Consider the following 18,529-nt stretch of genomic DNA (forward strand, 5'->3'; position numbering starts at 1 on the left):
GGGAAGCTATGCCGAGGCGTTGATTAGCTTGCCACGCGCTGCGGCATGTATGGCCACAACAAGATCCTTTTCGTCGAACGGCTTGCCGACAAGCGCGACATCGAGGGGGCGCTCCACGATTTTCTCCGCATCCGCATAGCCGGTGATCATGACCGCCGGCCAGCCGGCACGCAGATTGCGGGCAAACCGGATCACGTCTATGCCCGAGATAAGGGGCATGGCAAAGTCGGTGACGATCACGTCGAATCGATCCGGCTCTCTCTCAATAGCGGCAAGCGCTTCGGCTCCGCCGGAGGCTCCTACGACCTCGAAGCCGGACTGCCTGAGCGACATGGCCGTCATTTCTCTCAAGGAGTGGCTGTCATCGATGAGCAGAACGGTCAGTGATCGTTCGCCAACCGCCGTGGCGCGCTCCGCGTCGGCAGCCTCGACAGCCTCTGCGCCGGCAACAGCGATAGCCTCGGTGACATCCTGCGGCTGATTGGATCGGGGCAGCCACAGTTCTATGATGGTGCCGCGGTCCACCTCGCTCTCTATCCTGAGCGTGCCGCCCGACTGCTTGGCGAAACCATAGACGGTGCTGAGACCCAGCCCCGTGCCCTTCCCGATCGGCTTGGTTGTAAAGAACGGCTCGACCACCTTGCTTATCATGTCGCCGGCAATTCCGGTCCCGGTGTCCTCGACAGCGACCACCACATAGTCGCCGGCCGGCAGTTCGTCGCCCGCGTGGCCGACGCTGCGGTTGCTCGTCCGGACGAGAACCGTGCCTCCCGAAGGCATTGCGTCTCGCGCATTGAAGATGAGGTTCATCAAGGCGAGCTCGAGCTGCGCCGCATCCACATACACGGGCCATGTGTCGTCACTCACCAGCCACTTGAAGCGCACGAGGCCTCCAAGGACCGGGGCAACCAACCCGTTCATCGTATCCCCAAGGCTCGACAAGGGTACTGCCACGGGCTTCAGGTCCTGGCGTCGCGAAAAAGCGAGCATGCGCTGGACGAGATCCCTGCCTTGCCCGGCGGAGCGGCGTGTCATGTCGAGGATCTTGGTAGCGTTGCCGTCCAGCGTCAGCTGTCGCTCGAGCAGGCTTAGGCCGGAAAGGATCGCCGCGAGGAGATTGTTGAAGTCATGGGCGAGTCCGCCGGTCAGTTTGCCGATCGCATCGAGCCGCTGCGACTGCAGCAGCTGGCTCTCCAGGCGGCGTTGCTCTGTTATGTCTTGCATGGTGCCAAGCAACTCGAGCCCAGCGTCATCTTTGGAAACCACGCCCCGATCGAAGAAGATGCGATATTCATCATTGGCGCACCGCCAGCGAAATTCGCAGCCATAGGACCCCGTCTCGCATGCCGCCGAAAGCGACCTGGTTACCTCCTGGCGATCGTCGGGGTGAACCCGGCTGAGCCCGAAATCCGGATGCGACAGGAAACGGCTCGGCGGGAACCCTGTCAGCCGCTCGACGCCTTTCGAGACGTAGCGTGCGGCGAAAGGCGCCTCAGCCGAGCGGGCATGAAAACAAATTGGAAGCGAGGCAAGAATAGCCTCCTGCCTTGCTTCCGAATGGCGCAGCGCCCGCTCGGCATCGAGTTTGTCCGACTTGGCCTTCAGCGCCTGTTCGAGCAGCCGCTGCTCCCGCGCCGCGTTTCGCTCGATCTCGCGCGTCTTCTCATGAAGATCGACGAAGACCATAACCTTGGAGCGAAGCATCACCGGGTCGAACGGCTTGAACAGGTAGTCGACAGCGCCGACGTCATAGCCGCGCAGCATATGCGCCTCTTCCTTGCTGATCGCGGTAAGGAATATGATCGGCGTGTTTTTCGATCGTTCACGCCGGCGGATCAGCGTGGCCGTCTCGTAGCCGTCGAGGTTCGGCATGAGCACGTCGAGCAGGATGACGGCGAAATCTTCCTTGAGCAGGAAGCGCAGCGCTTCCTCACCCGACTGGGCGCAGACGACCTCGCCGACTTCGCCAAGCACCTCCGCGATGGCAAGCAGATTGCGTTCGTCGTCATCGACCGCGAGAACGCGTGCCCGCAATCCTTCGACCGGTTCGCTTCTTTCTGCCTCGATCGCGGCCATTCCTTTTACCTGCCGGAGCGCTTTCAGATGGCGGTCATCAATGCCGGCGCGAAGGGCTCAGCCCGCGCTCGCGCGCGACCGATCCAAACCCGCAGCAACGCAAGCAGCAGATCGAGATCGACCGGTTTGGCGATGTAGTCGGATGCGCCGGCGTCCAGGCATTTCTGACGGTCGCCTTTCATCGCCTTGGCGGTAACCGCGATCAATGGGATGTGGGCTATCGCCGGCATTGCCCGAATCCGACGCATGGTCTCGTAGCCGTCCATTTCCGGCATCATGATGTCGATCAAGGCGACATCGACGTCGGGTGTTTCTTCGAGCAACGCGATGCCGTCCCGGCCCCGTTCGGCATGCTGCACATCAATGTCGTAAGTCTCCAGCACGCTGGTCAACGAGTAGATGTTGCGAATGTCGTCGTCGACGATCAGAACCTTGGCGCCGGCGAGATCGGCATTGTCGACCTGCTCGGTGGCCAAGATCTGTTCGCTCTGCGTGTCGCTTGGCAGAGCCGCCGAGATCAGGAGCCCGAGCTGGCCGAAGTTATCGGCACGTGGGACATCGCCCAGTGCCGGATGCAGCGCGACCTGCTGCAGAAACGCGTCCGGGTGCGGCGTGAAGAACAGCAGGCGCGGTAGAGCGTCGCTGAACTGAGACACGATTTCGTCGAGCATCTGGGCGTTGTCCTTCGCTGAACGCCCAAACCCGAAAACAAACGCATCATAAGCGGCGGCGGCCGGCTCGTCCGCGTTGGCGGCGACTCGACCGACCGCGGTGACCGAGGTGATGCCATCTCGAATGGCTTCTACCAGGGCCAGGCGGCGCTCGGGATCGGGATCGGCGATCAGCACGTTGCGCTGCACCCTCAGGTTCCGTGAATGGATTTCCTCGAAAACGCGGGCGAGCTCACCAGCCGAAACCGGCTTGCTCGAAACGCTTGCAGCGCCCCTGCGCGTCAGCACTTCGAGATCCTCGGCGCCGGAGATGACATGGATCGGAATGTTCCTGGTCTTCTGGTCATGCCGCAGAAGGTCGAAAAGCACCCAGCCGTCGATGTCCGAAAGGCCGAGATCGAGCGTGATCGCATCGGGCATCAGCTTGCGGGTCAGCGCCAGCGTGCCGGAGCCGGCCGTTGAAAGCACCCCCTTCAGTCCGGCGGATCGAGCAAGACCGAGCAGCAGCCCTCCGAAAGTCGGGTCGTCCTCGACAATAAGCACCACCCTGTCCGAGGGATTGATCGAGTCACGATCGTCCGCAAGTTCTGGGGTACCCGAGCTGTCTGCTGGCTGGACGCCCGCCGCGATGACGTCGGCAGGCGAAAGCTCGATCGGCGCCGCCAGGCTGCTGCTGCGCGGGCCGTCGAAGGGGATGACCAGGGTGAAGGTCGATCCCTTGCCTGGCTCGCTTTCGACGCGCAGCTCACCGCCGAGCAGCCGGGCGATTTCCCGGCTGATGGAAAGGCCGAGGCCAGTGCCGCCATATTTGCGGCTGGTCGTGCCGTCGGCCTGCTGAAACGCCTCGAAGATGAGCTTTTGCTTGTCTTCCGGAATGCCGATCCCGGTATCGGTAACGGCGATCGCCAGTGCCCGGGGCGGCGCCGCACCGTTTTTGCGGCCGGTTCTCTCGGCATGGATGTTCAGCATCACCTCGCCGTTGGACGTGAATTTGAAGGCATTGGACAGCAGATTGAGCACGATCTGCTGCAGCCGCTTTTCGTCCGTGCGGATCGTGTCAGGCAGGGCTTGCTCGATCTTGATGGTGAAGCCGAGCCCCTTGTCAGCCGCAAGCTGTCTGAAAGTCCGCTCCATATGCTGGCGCAGGTGTGCGAGCGGCATGTCGTTGATTTCGATCGACACCGTGCCGGACTCGATCTTGGAAAGATCCAGTATGTCGTTGATGAGGCTGAGCAGGTCGGTACCTGCCGAGTTGATAGTACGCGCGAAATCGATCTGCTTGTCGTTCAGATTCCCCTGCTGGTTGGTCGCAAGCAGATTGGACAGGATCAACAGCGAATTCAGCGGCGTCCTCAGCTCGTGACTCATGTTCGCCAGGAATTCGGATTTGTATTTGGAGGTCAGCGCCAGTTGCTCGGCCTTCTCCTCCAGAGCCCGCCTGGCCATCTCGATCTCGAGGTTCTTGTTTTCCACCTGCTTCTTTTCATTCTCGAGCAGTTGCGCCTTTTCCTGCAGCTCCTCATTGGTGGCGTGAAGCTCTTCCTGCTTCTTGGTGAGCTCGGTCTGACGCGACTGCAGTTCGGACGTCAAAAGCTGCGATTGCTTGAGAAGCCCTTCCGTGCGCATGGTCGCGGCGATCGTGTTGAGCACGATGCCGACCGATTCCATGAGCTGCTCCAGGAAAAGGCGGTGCGTATCGCTGAACCGGCTGAACGAAGCGAGTTCGATAACCGCCTTGACCTCGTCCTCGAACAATGCCGGCAGGACGATGGCGCTCGCCGGCGGGGCCTCGCCCAGGCCGGAGGTGATGCGCAGGAAGCTCGATGGGACGTCATCGAGCATGATTGCCCGTTTGTCGGCGGCGCACTGCCCGATCAGGCCTTCGCGGAAGTCGACCCGTTGGCGGACGGTGGCCTTGCCTTCGGCGGCGTAGGACGCGGCTAGTTCCAGATAGGATTCTTCCTCGTCGCGATTGGTGACGTAGAACAGGCCATATTGCGCGTTCACCAGTGGCGCGAGCTCGGAAATGATCATCCGCGAAACCGTGGCAAGGTCCCGCTCGCCCTGCAGCATGCGCGAGAAACGGGCGAGATTGGTCTTCAGCCAATCCTGCTCGGCATTCTTCAAGGTCTGATCCTTGAGGTTGCGGATCATCTCGTTGATGTTGTCCTTCAGCGCCGCGACCTCGCCGGAGGCCTGCACGCTGATCGAGCGGGTGAGGTCGCCCTTGGTTACCGCGGTCGACACTTCGGCGATGGCCCGGACCTGGGTCGTCAGGTTCGCCGCCAGCTGATTGACGTTGTCGGTCAGGTCGCGCCACAGGCCGGCGGCGCCCGGCACCCTGGCCTGGCCGCCGAGCTTGCCCTCGATGCCGACCTCGCGAGCCACGTTGGTCACCTGATCCGCGAAGGTCGCCAGCGTCTCGATCATGCCGTTGATCGTGTCCGCCAGCGAAGCGATCTCGCCCTTGGCATCGACCGCAAGCTTGCGCTTCAGATTGCCCTGAGCAACGGCGGTGACGACGTCTGCAATGCCGCGCACCTGGTTGGTCAAATTGGTCGCCATCAGATTGACGTTGTCGGTCAAGTCCTTCCAGGTGCCGGCCACACCCTCTACCCGAGCCTGACCGCCGAGCTTGCCTTCGGTGCCGACTTCGCGCGCCACGCGCGTCACCTCGCCGGCGAACGAGTTGAGCTGGTCGACCATGGTGTTGATGGTCGACTTCAGCTCCAGGATCTCGCCTTTGACGTCGACGGTGATCTTCTTGGACAGGTCGCCTCGCGCCACCGCTGTGGTAACTTCGGCGATGTTGCGAACCTGACCGGTGAGGTTCTCGGCCATCGAGTTGACGTTGTCGGTCAGGTCCTTCCAGGTGCCGGCAACGCCGCGCACCTGTGCCTGACCGCCGAGCTTGCCTTCGGTGCCGACCTCGCGAGCCACGCGCGTCACTTCCGAGGCAAAGGAGTTCAATTGGTCCACCATCGTGTTGATGGTGTCCTTGAGCTCCAGGATTTCACCGCGCACATCGACCGTGATCTTTTTCGACAGATCGCCGAGTGCGACGGCGGTCGTCACCTCCGCAATGTTGCGCACTTGGCCCGTGAGATTGGCGGCCATGGCGTTGACGTTGTCGGTGAGGTCCTTCCAGGTGCCGGCAACGCCGCGTACCTGCGCCTGTCCGCCGAGCTTGCCGTCGGAACCCACTTCGCGGGCGACGCGCGTCACCTCCGAGGCGAAGGAGTTCAACTGGTCCACCATCGTATTGATGACGTCCTTGATCTGCAGGATTTCGCCCAAGGCGTCGACGGTGATCTTCTGGGTCAGGTCGCCGGTGGCGATTGCGGTCGCGACCTTTGAGACGTCGCGCAATTGCACGGTCAAATTGCCGGCCATCGCGTTGACATTGTCGGTCAGATCCTTCCAGGTGCCGCCGACGCCCTCGACATGCGCCTGACCTCCCAATTTGCCTTCCGAGCCCACTTCGCGCGCCACGCGGGTGACCTCCGACGCGAAGGAATTGAGCTGGTCCACCATGGTGTTGACGGTGTTCTTCAGTTCGAGGATTTCGCCCTTCACATCGACGGTGATCTTTTTCGAAAGGTCGCCCCTGGCAACGGCCGTGGTAACATCGGCGATATTGCGCACCTGCCCGGTCAGATTGGCGGCCATCAGGTTGACGTTGTCCGTCAGGTCCTTCCATGTGCCGCCGACTCCGCGGACTTCAGCTTGGCCGCCCAGCTTTCCCTCGGTGCCGACCTCGCGTGCCACGCGGGTGACTTCCGAGGCGAAGGAGTTCAGCTGGTCCACCATCGTGTTGATGGTGTTCTTCAGCTCCAGGATCTCGCCCTTCACATCGACGGTGATCTTCTTCGAGAGGTCACCCAGTGCCACCGCGGTAGTCACTTCGGCGATGTTGCGCACCTGACCGGTAAGATTCGCCGCCATGGAATTGACGTTGTCGGTCAGGTCCTTCCAGGTGCCGGCGACACCGCGCACCTGTGCTTGGCCGCCGAGCTTGCCTTCCGTGCCGACCTCGCGCGCCACGCGCGTCACCTCGCCGGCAAATGAGTTGAGCTGATCGACCATGGTGTTGATGGTCGATTTCAGTTCCAGAATTTCGCCTTTCACGTCGACGGTAATCTTCTTGGAGAGGTCGCCCAAAGCCACCGCCGTCGTCACATCGGCGATGTTGCGGACTTGGCCGGTCAGGTTGGCGGCCATCAGGTTGACGCTGTCGGTGAGGTCTTTCCAAGTACCGCCAACGCCCTCGACACGGGCTTGGCCTCCGAGTTTGCCCTCGGTGCCGACCTCACGCGCGACGCGGGTCACCTCCGAGGCGAAGGAGTTGAGCTGGTCCACCATCGTGTTGATGGTGTTCTTCAGTTCGAGGATCTCACCCTTCACGTCGACGGTGATCTTCTTCGACAAGTCGCCAGACGCGACAGCCGTGGTCACCTCCGCAATGTTGCGCACCTGGCTGGTCAGATTGGTCGCCATCGCGTTGACATTGTCGGTCAGGTCCTTCCACGTGCCCGCCGCCCCCCTGACGCGTGCCTGACCGCCCAGCTTGCCTTCGGTGCCGACCTCGCGCGCCACACGCGTCACCTCCGACGTGAAGGAGGCGAGCTGCTCAACCATGGTGTTGACGATTTTACCGATGCGCAGGAATTCGCCACGAAGCGGCCTGCCGTCAATTTCCACCATCATGGATTGGGACAGATCGCCCTTGGCGACCGCGCCGATGACGCGGGCAACTTCCGCGGTGGGCTGCACCATGTCCTCGATCAGGTCGTTGACCGAACGGACGCTCGATTCCCAGCTGCCTTTGGCGTTCCTCACATGGCCGCGTTCGCCGATGCGGCCGTCCTTGCCGACGACCCTGCTCAGCCGCGCAAATTCTCGCGCCATCTGATCGTTCAACTCGACGATCTGATTGAATGTGTCGGCGATCTCGCCGTTCAACCCTTCATAAGAATTCTCGATGCGGACGGAGAAGTCACCGTTTCGAAAGGCTTTGAGGGCGTTGAGAATCTGACGGGAATCGAATTGTTCCTTTGACGAACGAGAAACGCCCACACTCCCCTCCGCGCCTGCCCCGACAGCTATATTAAGCCGAGGGCCAAAACGCATCGCGGCCTGTTTGGTTCCGTGCCTGTTTGAACAGGTGGTTAATCAGATGTGGCGAAGCTTGCCGTAGAGACACTCAGGCCGGATTCTTATGCAGCCGAACTGCCCGGCTCTTCTTCTCCGCCATTCGGATCCCCCGGGGCCGTTGCCCAGGCGAGCTCGACCAGTGTCACCGTGCGGCGGCCAACACCGTCGATCTGGCAGACGATCAGCCCCTGCTCCTCGATGTAATCGAGCAGCCGCCGGGCGCGACGCAGCGAATGCGAGCCATAAGCGCGGGCGATCGCCGCGTCGCTCGGGCAGGGCCAGCCTTCCTTCGCCGCCCTCGCGATCATCATGAACACGCCCTGCATGTCCTCCGGCAGAAGCGATGCGCGCACGGAGACGTCGCGCCACGCGTCGTCCTCGGCCATGTCCGAGCCGACGCCGGCGCGGGCGCGCGTCAGCATGCGTCGGAATTCCGAAAGGTCGGGCACCACCGAAGCGAGTCCTTCGATTCGGCAGCGGACCACGAACTCCTGATAGAGCACGCCGATGACGCGGAATCCGGCATCGGGCTCAGCCAGGATAGCGCGCAGGATACGGTCCATCCGCCCGCGCCGCTCGGCAAGGTCCTCGGCGCTGGGCTGCGGCTCGGCCGGCTCGGGGCGGATGTCGAGCGGCGCGGCCTTGGCCGCCATCAACTGATCGAGCAGGTCGGGCGACGGCCGGCGCTGCGGGCGGACCGTCTCCGGCGGCGGTGCCGCGAGGATGATGGCGCGCGCATCTTCGAGCGTCGCTTCGGGCAGCGGCATCAGCCGCGGCGTGCCGTTGCGCGGGCTCGTCTCGGTCGATCCGATCCGCACGCTGAGCGGGCGACGCGACAGCGCCGGACCGAGCGCCATGAAATGCCCGCGGTCAAGGTCGCGGAAGGCTTCCGCCTGCCGCCGCTCCATGCCGAGCAGGTCGGCGGCGCGCGCCATGTCGATGTCCAGAAAGGTGCGGCCCATCAGGAAGTTGGAGGCCTCCGCCGCGACGTTCTTGGCGAGCTTCGCCAGCCGCTGCGTGGCGATGATGCCGGCGAGCCCGCGCTTGCGGCCGCGGCACATCAGATTGGTCATGGCGCCGAGCGAAAGCTTGCGCGCCTCATCCGAGACCTCGCCTGCAGCAGCAGGCGCGAAGAGCTGCGCCTCGTCCACCACCACCAACATCGGATACCAATGGTCGCGCGCGACCTCGAACAACCCGCCAAGGAAGGCTGCGGCGCGCCGCATTTGGTTCTCGGCATCGAGCCCTTCGAGGTTTAGCACTGTCGAGACGCGGTGGATGCGCGCTCGCTCGCCGGCCGCCTGCAGGCCGCGCTCGGTATGATCCTCGGCGTCGATCACCAGATGGCCGTAGCGCTCACCGAGCGAGACGAAGTCGCCTTCGGGATCGATGATGGTCTGCTGCACCCAGGGCGCGCTCTGCTCCAGCAGCCGGCGCAGCAGATGCGACTTGCCCGAGCCCGAATTGCCCTGCACCAGCAGGCGGGTCGCCAGCAGCTCTTCAAGGTCGAGGGCCGCCGGCGCGCCTGCCGACGTCTGCCCCATCTCGATCGCAACCGTCATATTCTCGACTCGGATAGTCTCCCTGCGCGGGAGGGACTTAGCAACCGACGCGCGGTGCGTCGAGCACGGGGCCAAGGGCTCGGCGCGATGTTCCACACTTAACGGCAGGCCATCGCCAGCTGAACTGGTCCGACCACCATTTCGCTGGCGCAATCTCCTGATCGGCGTATCATCCTTTTAGGGAGGGTTCATGGCAGGAGGAGGCTTATGAACGTCGCTGCGGAGGTGCCCGTCGTAGACCTGACGGTGCAAGACATTGTTTCGTCTGCTCTTTCGAAATTTCGCGCCGGCGACACTGTTTCGACCCGGGCAATGCTCGACGCCATCCGCCAATCGGACCCCGCCTGCGGGGACAGCGACGACCATCTGGTCGAACTGATCGTCATGGCCGCTGTTGGTAAGACCATGGGCGTCGTTTTCGATCACCGCTCGCCCGACGAGCGGTTGCCGTGCCTGTCCTAAACCTCGTTGCGCTGAAAAGGATTAGGCGAGGCGCTGTAAATCCTTGTTTGGGGCATGTCGGTGTCCCAGAACGCGCGCACGTCCGGGCGACATGCATTAGCTTCCGAGCGGATGCGGCATATAACCGACGAAACCGGCGATCTTCCAGCGCCCGCCGACCTTGCGGCAGAAATAGAGCGTCTGCCATTTGAGGCGGTCGACGCCGCCATCCGCCTTGGCGATCGAGCCGTCGAACTTCTTGTGCAGCACAGCACGATCGCCGTCGACGTCGATGTCGCGCAGGTTAGTGACGCGGAAAATCGCCTCGCGCAGCGGCTCGGCGAAATCCGTCGCGGCTGTTTCCTTGGCCTGCCGCAGCCATTCGTCGCGATAGATTTCCAGCTTGGGAAACTGCAGCCGCCAGGCGTCGGCATTGGGCAGGAAATGCGCATGCATGCCGAAGAAGCTCTCGGCGATGAAGTCGTCCTCGACCAACGACCAATCCTGGCCGAGGAAGGCGTCGATGTCGCGCCGCACCAGCATTTCCCACAGCGCATGGCGATCGGCATCGCCTTCCGGAAACGGATTCCTGTCAAAGGTCATGTTGGTTCTTCCCCTTGCGTTCGATCAGCAACCCACCGGTCGCATCGCCGGTTCGGGGTGCAGGATGCTCACGATTTGTAATAAAGCAACATGAATTTCGGAAAAATGTTGCTTTCCGACATTGCCTCTTGGAGGATCACCTCTACAAGCGTAGACGGCTGCAAGAACGGTCCTTACGCTCGACAACAGGAGATTCATTTGCCCAAGCAGTGCTTTGGAAAATCGCATGTCCCGCTCTCGCCTGCCGTCCGCGCCGGCGATTTCGTCTATGTCTCCGGCCAGGTGCCGGTGGGCAGCGACGGCCTGGTAGTCAAGGGCGGCATAACTGACCAAGCCGAGCAGGTGCTGCAAAACGTCAAGGCTGCGCTGGCGCTGGCCGGATGCACCATGGACGACGTGGTGAAGACCACCGTCTGGCTCGAGGACGCCCGCGATTTCGGCGCGTTCAATACGGTCTATGCCAGGCACTTCCCGAACGACCCGCCGGCGCGCACCACCGTCGAGTCGCGCCTGATGATCGACATCAAGATCGAGATCGAGGCCGTCGCCTACCGGCCGATCTGATCGGGGCCAGGACAACAACGGAGGCGCGGAATGCAGTTCGACCTGTTGATCAAGGGCGGCCGTGTGATCGACCCGGCTTCCGGGTTGGATGCGCCGCGCGACATCGCCGTCGCCGATGGTCGAATCGCCGCGATCGAAGCGGCCATCGATAGCGAGACCGCCGGTGAGGTCGTCGACGCCAGCGGCTGCATCGTCACTCCGGGCCTCGTCGATCTGCACAGCCACGTCTACTGGGGCGGCACCTCGCTCGGCGTCGACGCTGACCGTCTCGCCGCCAAGAGCGGCACCACCACCTTCATCGATGCCGGCAGCGCCGGCGCCGGCAATTTCCTGGGGTTTCGCCGCCATGTCATCGAGCGTTCGAAGGTCCGCATCCTTGCCTACGTCAACATCTCCTTCGCCGGCATATTCGGCTTCGCCGAGACGGTATCCGTCGGCGAATGCAGCGATCTCAGACTCTGCGAGCCGCGCGAGACGGTGGCCGCGGTGCGCGAGCACGCCGCTGTCGTCGTCGGCGTAAAAGTCCGTTCCGGCAAGCATGCCGGCGGCACCAGCGGCATCGCGCCGGTCGACCTCGCGCTCGAAGCCGCGGACCAAGCCGGCCTGCCGCTGATGGCGCATATCGACGAGCCGCCGCCCGGCCGTTCGGAAGTGCTGCCCAGGCTCCGCCGCGGCGACATCCTCACTCACTGCTTCCGGCCGTTCCCCAACGCGCCGGTCTTCGCTTCGGGCGCGGTGCGGCCGGATATGCGGCAGGCGCGCGAGCGCGGCGTCATCTTCGACATCGGCCACGGCATGGGCTCCTTCGACTTCGAGGTGGCGAAGGCGATGCTGGCGGAGGGGCTGGCGCCGGACGTCATCTCGAGCGATGTGCATCTCTACTGCGTCGACGGCCCTGCCTTCGATATTCTCGTATGCATGTCGAAGCTCATGGCGCTCGGCATGCCGCTGGTCGAGGTCGTGCGCGCGGCAACGCAGCGCCCGGCCGATGCGATCGCCAGGCCCGAGCTCGGGGCGCTTAAAGTCGGCGGCATCGGCGATGTCGCGGTGCTGAGGCTGCAGCCCGGCCGCTTCACCTTCGTCGATGCGGTCGGTGCGTCACTCATCGCGGACCAGCGGCTGGTCTCGAATGGCATCGTGATAGGCGGCAAATGGTGGCGGAACGAGGCGCCCGACCATAATGAGACCGAGCGCTTCGAGGCCCATGCGCACCATACGCATGTCGAGGTTGCGGCCCGGCACTTCGGGCGCTGATTGGCTCACCGTCGCCAATTGCTCGGCTCGCCATGAACCGGCGTCGCAATCCCCTCCATCCGCGCCTTGAGCTGCAGCGCCACGAATTTCGAATAGAAGCGCGACAGCGCGAGATTGCCGCCGTGGAACCACAGCGCCTCCTGGGCCGTCGGCTTCCACATGTTGCGCAACTCGCCCTGCCACGGGCCGGGATCGCCCTTGACACCGGAGCCGAGGCCCCAGCACGGCCCGACCTTGTCGGCGACCTCCCGGGAAACGATTCCTGCCACCGTCTCGTTCATCGACTGGTAGCCGGTGCAGGAGACGATCGCGTCGACCGCCAGCTCGCTGCCGTCCTCAAACAGGATGCCGGTCGGCGTCAGCGATTTGATGCCGACGCCGCTCTTCACCGCGATCTCGCCGTTCAGGATCAGCGCGCAAGCGCCGACGTCGATGTAATAGCCGGAGCCGGTGCGATAGGCCTTCATCAAAAGGCCGGTCTCGTCCTCGCCGAAGTCGATGGCAAAGCCGCTGTCGCCGAGGCGCTGGTAGAAATCCGCGTCGCGCTCGCGGATGACGTCATATAGCGCCCGCTGGCCCTTTGGGACCAGGGCGAAGGGCGTCGAAGCGACGATCATGTCGGCCTTGTCGGTGGTGATGCCCCGCGCCAGCGCCTTTTCCGAAAAGATGTCGAAGCCGACCTCCATCAGCGTGTCCGACTTCACGACCGTCGTCGGCGAGCGCTGCACCATCGTGACCTTGGCGCCGGCTTCCCAGAGATCGACGCTGACATCGTGGCCCGAGCTCGCCGCGCCAATCACCGCGACGCGCTTGCCGCGGAATGTCTCGCCGGTCGAGTACTGGCTGGAATGCAAAAGCTCGCCCTCGAAGCTGTCCGCGCCCGGCAGATCGATCTGCCGCGGCGGCCCGTAGGCGCCGGTGGCAAAGACGATGTGCTTCGGCTTCAGCGTGATGCGCTCGCCGGCGCGATCGACCACCACCGTCCAGAGCTTTTCGGGCTCGTCATAGGCCGCACTGATGCATTTGGTGCCGACCCAGTAGTTCAGCTCCATGACGCGGGCATACATTTCGAGCCAGTCGCCCATCTTGTCCTTGGGCGTGAACACCGGCCAGTTTTCCGGGAACGGAATGTAAGGCAGATGGTCGTACCAGACCGGGTCGTGCAGCACGAGCGAGCGGTAGCGGTTGCGCCAGGAATCACCGGCGCGCGCGTTCTTCTCGACGATGAGGGTGGGAACGCCGAGCTGCCGCAGACGGGCGCCGAGCATGATGCCGCCCTGGCCGCCGCCGATCACCAGGCAATAGGGCTGCTCGTGCACGCCGAGCTCACGCGCCTCGCGCGCTCTTGCTTCCGCCCAGGTCTCGCGTTCGGGATCGGCTTTGTGGCGGATGCCGAGCGGCCGGGCTGGCCCCTTCTGCTCCTCGAAACCCTTTAGCTCGCTCATCGCCGTGAACAGCGTCCGGCAGCGGCCATCCTTGAGCCGCAGGATGCCCTCGCCTCGCGCCACGGCCGTCTCGAAGCTGAACCAGGCCTCGATGACGCCGTCGGCGACGCTTGGCTCCCCGGACAGGCGCCAGTGCGACGGTTGCGTCGAGAAAAGCGTCGCCTTGAGCATCTCGCGGACCGCGGGTTGGCCCTCCATGGTCTTGATGTTCCATGTGAAGGCCAGCAGATCGCGCCAGTAGCAATCGTCCACGAAAAGGTTCGTCGCCGCCTCGATGTCACCCGCCTCGAGCGCGCGGCCGAATGTGCCGAGCCAGGTTGCCGCCTGTTGCGATGGTGCGATGTCGAGCATTGATGTTCGTTCCCTTTCTTCTGTTCGAATTCTTGATCTGAGCCGGCGGCCGGCCTTCCCTTCTCCCCTTGTGGGAGAAGGTGGCCTCGCGAAGCGAGGTCGGATGAGGGGTGCTCCAGGGAACGCCAGCGTCTCACTCCGCTGGAACACCCCTCATCCGTCTCGGCGCTATCGCGCAGATCCACCTTCTCCCACAAGGGGAGAAGGAAGAACCTGCCTCAATCTCCGAGCGGCTCCATCTCCTTCCCCGTCCGATGGATCTGGGCGTTATATTTGATGCGGCGCACCGTCTCGCGCGCGGGGCCGTCGAGCTTGTAGGCGGACGCGACCGCGAGCAGGTCGATGGCCGCAAGAAAAGCGTAGCGCGAAGCGGTCGGCTTCAGCGTGTCGGGATATTCGGGAACCGCCATCGTCAGCTGGACATCGCAGACGCGTGTCAGCTCCGTGTCCGGCGCGGTCACGCAGATCGCGTCGGCGCGATAGTGCTTGGCAAGCTCCACCGCCTCGGTCACCTCCCGGGTACGGCCGGTCGCCGATATCGCGATCACCACATCGCCCGGCTTCAGCGTCGAAGCCGTCATGCGCATCAGATACGGATCGCATTGCGCGCTGATGGTGATGCCATAGCGAAACAGGCGATACTGCGTCTCTTGCGCCAGCGCCGATGAGCTGCCGCCAAGTCCGAATACCGTCACTTGCCTTGCCTTGGCGATCAGCTCCGCCGCTTTCTGCAACTGCCCTGGATCGATCTGCCGTTCGGCCTCCTGCAGCGCGCGGCGCGCTTCGCCGAAGACGGCGTTCCAGAACGGCATGCCGCTGTCGCCGTTCGTGCGTTGCGGCTTGGTGCTAAGATAAAGCGCGCCGACGACGAGGCTCTGCGCCAGCTTCAGCTTGAAGTCGCGCACGCCGTCGCATCCGATGGCGCGGCAGAAACGGGTGACCGTCGGCTCGCTGACCTGGGCGCGCTGCGCCAGCGCGGCATTCGATGCGTCGACGGCATATTTGACGTCGTCGAGCACGACGTCGGCGACGCGACGTTCCGCCGGCCGCAAGTCCGTGTAGCTGTCCTTCACCTGCGAAATGATGTCGGGGAAGCGCCTGACATGATCATGCCGGCCGTCATCCGCGTCGGAAATCCGCAGCGCCTGGCTGTCAGCTTCGGTCATTGGCCGTCCTTCTCTGCCGTTTCTGGACCACCATATTTGCGATTATCCGCCGGCTGGCCATAGGCAATCAGCCGAAGTGAGTATGTAGGAAAGTAACACACACTGCAAGCCCGTCTAAACAAGGCGAAATCAGTCACTTAGATAAGCTTTGGTTGAATCTGATGGCGCCAGATCTTTGCCGCCGCTTGACAGTAAAGTAGGATAGTTACAGACTGATTTCGCGGACAGAGGTGGCTCCGGCAACCCAATCACGCAGTCTCCGAGGGGAGCATGAATACCGGCAGCGCAAGAACGCCGAAGCTCGGCGTGCAGGCAGCGAGCAAGGTTTATACCACGGCCTCCGGCGATCTTCTCGCCCTGGACCGCTGCAGCCTCGACGTGCACGCCAACGAGATCGTCTCCATCGTCGGCCCCTCCGGTTGCGGCAAGACCACGCTCTTGTGGTCGATGTCGGGCCTGCATCGTCTGACCAGCGGCGCGATACTGCTTGACGGCAAGGAGGTCACCGGCCCGCGTCCCGAGATCGGTATCGTCTTCCAGGAAGCGAACCTTCTGCCCTGGCGCAATCTCGACGCCAACATCAACTTCCCGTTCGAGATCAAGGGCGAGAAGCCCGATCGCGCCTGGATCGCGCATCTGCTTCATCGCGTCGGGCTCGACGGCTTCGGCGGCAAGTTCCCGCGCGAGCTTTCCGGCGGCATGCAGCAGCGCGCGGCGATCGTCCGCGCGCTGGCGCTGAAGCCTTCCGTGCTCTTGATGGATGAGCCCTTCGGTGCGTTGGACAGCTTCACCCGCGAGGAGATGAACCGCCTCGTCGAGGAGATTTGGCTGGATACCAAGACGACCATCGTTTTCATCACCCACAGCATCGAGGAAGCGATCTTCCTCTCCGACCGGGTCGTGGTGCTGACCGCGCGGCCGGGACGCGTCGCCAAGGTCTACGACGTGCCGTTCCCGCGCCCGCGCTCGCTGGAGATCATGGCCACCAAGGAGGTCTTCGACCTCACCAACCGCATCAAGATGGACATCGTCGGCGAGCGCCGGCCGAAGGCGCAGGAGCAGCTCGAACACAAGAACGCTGAAATCGTGAGGATCAGACCGTGAGCGGGGGCGACGCCATTCCGGAATTCTCCAAAGCCAAGTCCGGTGACGGCCAGGATGTCAGCCTCACCAACCTCTCCGCCTTCGCCGGCGGCCCAGGCATCAAGTCCGGCGCCGAGGTGGCCGCGATTCTCGTCGTCGCGGTGGTGATCATCGGCGGCATCGAGCTGGCGCTGCGCATCTTCCACGTGCCGCAATACATCATGCCGCCGCCGAGTGCGATCGTTTACGCTTTATTCGACGAGTTCCCGCTGATCGCGCCGCATCTCGGCTACACGCTGGTCGAGCTCTTCTCCGGCTTTGCCATCGGCGCCGTCGTCGGGCTCGTGATGGCGGCGGTGATCACGCAGTTTCCCTTCGCCGAGAAGATCGTCGCGCCTTACATCTTGATCCTCGTCACCACGCCGATGCTGGCGCTGGTGCCGCTTCTCATCCTGCGCTTCGGCTTCGGCTATACGCCGCGCATTATCGCGGTAGCTTTAGCCGCCGGACCGATGGTGATGATCAATGCCGCGACCGGGTTCCGCCGCGTGGACAGCGCCAAGATCGCGCTCGCCCGCTCCTACGGCGCCAGTACCTTGCAGATCTTTTGGAAGATCCGCGCGCCGATGGCGCTGCCGATGATCCTGGTCGGGCTGATGATCGGCGCGATCTTCGGGCTTCTCACTGCGGTAGGCGCCGAGATGGTCGGCGGCGGCTTCGGCCTCGGCAACCGGCTTACCTCGTATTCGTCGATGATCCAGATGCCGCAATTCTTCGCGGTGGTGCTGATCCTGTCGACGCTCGGCATCCTGATCTACGTGCTCTTCTTCCTGATCGGCAAGAAATGGGCGAGTTGGGAGGCATGAGCGCGGACGGATGAGATCGCCCGGGAGACGGGCGAAGGCAAGGGCAAAGCGATCGATAAGGGCAATCAACAAAAGGGGAATGCCATGACCAACGAAAGCTTATTCAGTACAGCGACAAGAGCGGGCATCAGCCGCCGCTACTTCCTGCAAGTGACGGCCGCCGGCGTGGTGACCGCCACCGCGCTCGGCGCATCGGGTCTGAAAGCCAGGGCGGCGGCTTATGAAAAATTCACCTGGATCTCGCCGCGCGGCACGCTCGAAGTGCTGGACGACTATCCCTACTGGTCGGCCAAGAAGGCCGGCTATTTCGGCGACCTCGCCACCGACATGCAGCCGGGTCCGTCGGACGGCACCGCGACGGTCAAGTTCGTCGATGTCGGCCAGGCCGACATGGGCTTCCCCTCGCCAGGTGTCTTCTCCTTCGCCATCCAGAACGGCATGAAGCTGAAGTCGGTGTTCCACATGGGCGCGCGCGACACCTTCAGCATCGCCTTCCGCAAGGGCCAGGGCACCAAGAACCTGAAGGACCTCGAAGGCAAAACGATCCTTCTCGGCTCCGCCGCTTGGCAGGCGATCGTCGATCCGCTGCTTGCCGCGCAGGGTGTCGACATCAAGAAGGTGAAATATGTCGAGGCCGGGTGGCCGACCTGGGGCACCGCCCTCGCCGGCGGCCAAGGCGATGCCGCGCTCTCCTGGGAAGGTCTGCGCGCCGAATGGATCGCCAAGGACCTCGACTTCGAATATTGGCTCGGCGTCCAGAATTCCAAGCTTCCGGCCAACACCTTCGTCGTGCGCGCCGCCGATCTCGAGGATCCCGACAAGAAGGCCTTCCTCGAAAAATATCTGCGCGGCTGGGCGATGGGCCTCGAATTCGGCTACCAGAACCCGCGCGCGGCCGTCGAAGCCGTGTTCGAGCAATTCCCGACCTTGGCCAAGAACCTTGGCCCTGAGCTCGGCACCACCTCGATCCTGCAGCAGATCAACGTCTTCCGCGGTGACATGGACAAGCGCAGTGGCTGGGGCTCGCACGACATGGCGAGCTGGCAGGGCTTTTTCGACGAGATCCTGAAGATCGGCCAGATCACCGCGCCGGTGAAGGCCGAAGACGTCTGCACCAACGACCTGATTCCGACCGCCAACGACTTCGACAAGGCGAAGGTCAAGGCCGATGCCGACGGCGTGAAACTGTCGGAAGGCTTTGCCGCGCTCGACGTCGAGAAGATCAAGGCGCACCTGTTCGATTCCGCCGTCAAGTAAGGCGGGCGCATTGACCATCGGGCGGCGCCTGATGCC

12 protein-coding genes are annotated in these 18,529 nt (G+C 63.4%); 6 read left to right on the plus strand and 6 right to left on the minus strand.

What is annotated here, in order from left to right; genetic code table 11:
* Positions 1 to 6: 6 nt before the first annotated feature.
* The 3 genes from CK224_RS24215 to CK224_RS24225 all read right to left on the minus strand — a co-directional run bounded on the left by CK224_RS24215 (position 7) and on the right by CK224_RS24225 (position 9,463).
* Entirely contained in the window at positions 7 to 2,076 is a 2,070-nt protein-coding gene (locus CK224_RS24215) for a response regulator (RefSeq protein WP_095783500.1), read from the minus strand.
* Positions 2,077 to 2,099: 23 nt separating this feature from the next.
* Positions 2,100 to 7,823: a HAMP domain-containing protein gene (locus CK224_RS24220; RefSeq protein ID WP_245426179.1), complete on the minus strand. Its 5,724-nt coding sequence runs from the start codon at positions 7,821 to 7,823 to the stop codon at positions 2,100 to 2,102.
* A gap of 140 nt (positions 7,824 to 7,963) precedes the next feature.
* Complete coding sequence (locus CK224_RS24225) at positions 7,964 to 9,463, minus strand: ATP-binding protein (protein WP_067003950.1); 1,500 nt, start codon at positions 9,461 to 9,463, stop codon at positions 7,964 to 7,966.
* Positions 9,464 to 9,670: 207 nt separating this feature from the next.
* On the opposite strand from CK224_RS24225, the gene CK224_RS24230 reads away from it, so the two are divergent.
* Entirely contained in the window at positions 9,671 to 9,925 is a 255-nt protein-coding gene (locus tag CK224_RS24230) for a hypothetical protein (protein WP_095783502.1), read from the plus strand.
* A gap of 96 nt (positions 9,926 to 10,021) precedes the next feature.
* Here the strand turns inward: CK224_RS24230 and CK224_RS24235 are convergent, their stop codons facing one another.
* Complete coding sequence (locus tag CK224_RS24235; RefSeq protein ID WP_095783503.1) at positions 10,022 to 10,507, minus strand: hypothetical protein; 486 nt, start codon at positions 10,505 to 10,507, stop codon at positions 10,022 to 10,024.
* A gap of 198 nt (positions 10,508 to 10,705) precedes the next feature.
* Between CK224_RS24235 and CK224_RS24240 the strand changes: the two genes are divergently transcribed.
* Together CK224_RS24240 and CK224_RS24245 are read left to right on the plus strand one after the other, a co-directional pair.
* Positions 10,706 to 11,071: a RidA family protein gene (locus CK224_RS24240; protein ID WP_095778768.1), complete on the plus strand. Its 366-nt coding sequence runs from the start codon at positions 10,706 to 10,708 to the stop codon at positions 11,069 to 11,071.
* A gap of 30 nt (positions 11,072 to 11,101) precedes the next feature.
* Entirely contained in the window at positions 11,102 to 12,325 is a 1,224-nt protein-coding gene (locus tag CK224_RS24245) for an amidohydrolase/deacetylase family metallohydrolase (protein ID WP_095778767.1), read from the plus strand.
* Positions 12,326 to 12,330: 5 nt separating this feature from the next.
* On the opposite strand, the gene CK224_RS24250 is transcribed toward CK224_RS24245, so the two are convergent.
* Both CK224_RS24250 and CK224_RS24255 read right to left on the minus strand, forming a co-directional pair.
* Positions 12,331 to 14,121 carry an NAD(P)/FAD-dependent oxidoreductase gene (locus tag CK224_RS24250; RefSeq protein ID WP_095783504.1) on the minus strand — a complete coding sequence of 597 codons (1,791 nt, stop codon included), beginning with the start codon at positions 14,119 to 14,121 and terminating at the stop codon, positions 12,331 to 12,333.
* Positions 14,122 to 14,339: 218 nt separating this feature from the next.
* A complete protein-coding gene (locus CK224_RS24255; RefSeq protein ID WP_095783505.1) occupies positions 14,340 to 15,287 on the minus strand; it encodes a MurR/RpiR family transcriptional regulator in 948 nt (315 codons plus the stop codon).
* A gap of 270 nt (positions 15,288 to 15,557) precedes the next feature.
* Here CK224_RS24255 and CK224_RS24260 point away from each other — a divergent pair, with 270 nt between their 5' ends.
* The 3 genes from CK224_RS24260 (at position 15,558) to CK224_RS24270 (ending at position 18,493) form a co-directional block, all read left to right on the plus strand.
* Positions 15,558 to 16,391 (plus strand): ABC transporter ATP-binding protein, encoded by an 834-nt coding sequence (locus CK224_RS24260; RefSeq protein WP_095783506.1) that lies wholly within the window; start codon positions 15,558 to 15,560, stop codon positions 16,389 to 16,391.
* The gene (locus CK224_RS24265; protein WP_067318822.1) at positions 16,388 to 17,236 is read left to right on the plus strand and encodes an ABC transporter permease; all 849 of its coding nucleotides are present in this window, start codon (positions 16,388 to 16,390) and stop codon (positions 17,234 to 17,236) included. Before CK224_RS24260 ends, CK224_RS24265 begins: the two co-directional genes overlap by 4 nt.
* Before the next feature lie 84 nt (positions 17,237 to 17,320).
* Entirely contained in the window at positions 17,321 to 18,493 is a 1,173-nt protein-coding gene (locus CK224_RS24270) for an ABC transporter substrate-binding protein (RefSeq protein ID WP_067003968.1), read from the plus strand.
* The last annotated feature ends 36 nt before the right edge of the window (positions 18,494 to 18,529 follow it).

Source organism: Mesorhizobium sp. WSM3862 (assembly GCF_002294985.1).
In the GTDB taxonomy this organism is placed as follows: Bacteria; Pseudomonadota; Alphaproteobacteria; order Rhizobiales; family Rhizobiaceae; genus Mesorhizobium.

What these genes read in the sequence shown, in the direction of transcription:
- CK224_RS24230 (WP_095783502.1), top strand. Translation starts at nt 9,671, where the DNA reads ATGAACGTCGCTGCGGAGGTGCCCGTCGTAGACCTGACGGTGCAAGAC.
- CK224_RS24225 (WP_067003950.1), bottom strand. Translation starts at nt 9,463, where the DNA reads ATGACGGTTGCGATCGAGATGGGGCAGACGTCGGCAGGCGCGCCGGCG.
- CK224_RS24215 (WP_095783500.1), bottom strand. Translation starts at nt 2,076, where the DNA reads ATGGCCGCGATCGAGGCAGAAAGAAGCGAACCGGTCGAAGGATTGCGG.
- CK224_RS24235 (WP_095783503.1), bottom strand. Translation starts at nt 10,507, where the DNA reads ATGACCTTTGACAGGAATCCGTTTCCGGAAGGCGATGCCGATCGCCAT.
- CK224_RS24245 (WP_095778767.1), top strand. Translation starts at nt 11,102, where the DNA reads ATGCAGTTCGACCTGTTGATCAAGGGCGGCCGTGTGATCGACCCGGCT.
- CK224_RS24260 (WP_095783506.1), top strand. Translation starts at nt 15,558, where the DNA reads ATGAATACCGGCAGCGCAAGAACGCCGAAGCTCGGCGTGCAGGCAGCG.
- CK224_RS24250 (WP_095783504.1), bottom strand. Translation starts at nt 14,121, where the DNA reads ATGCTCGACATCGCACCATCGCAACAGGCGGCAACCTGGCTCGGCACA.
- CK224_RS24255 (WP_095783505.1), bottom strand. Translation starts at nt 15,287, where the DNA reads ATGACCGAAGCTGACAGCCAGGCGCTGCGGATTTCCGACGCGGATGAC.
- CK224_RS24270 (WP_067003968.1), top strand. Translation starts at nt 17,321, where the DNA reads ATGACCAACGAAAGCTTATTCAGTACAGCGACAAGAGCGGGCATCAGC.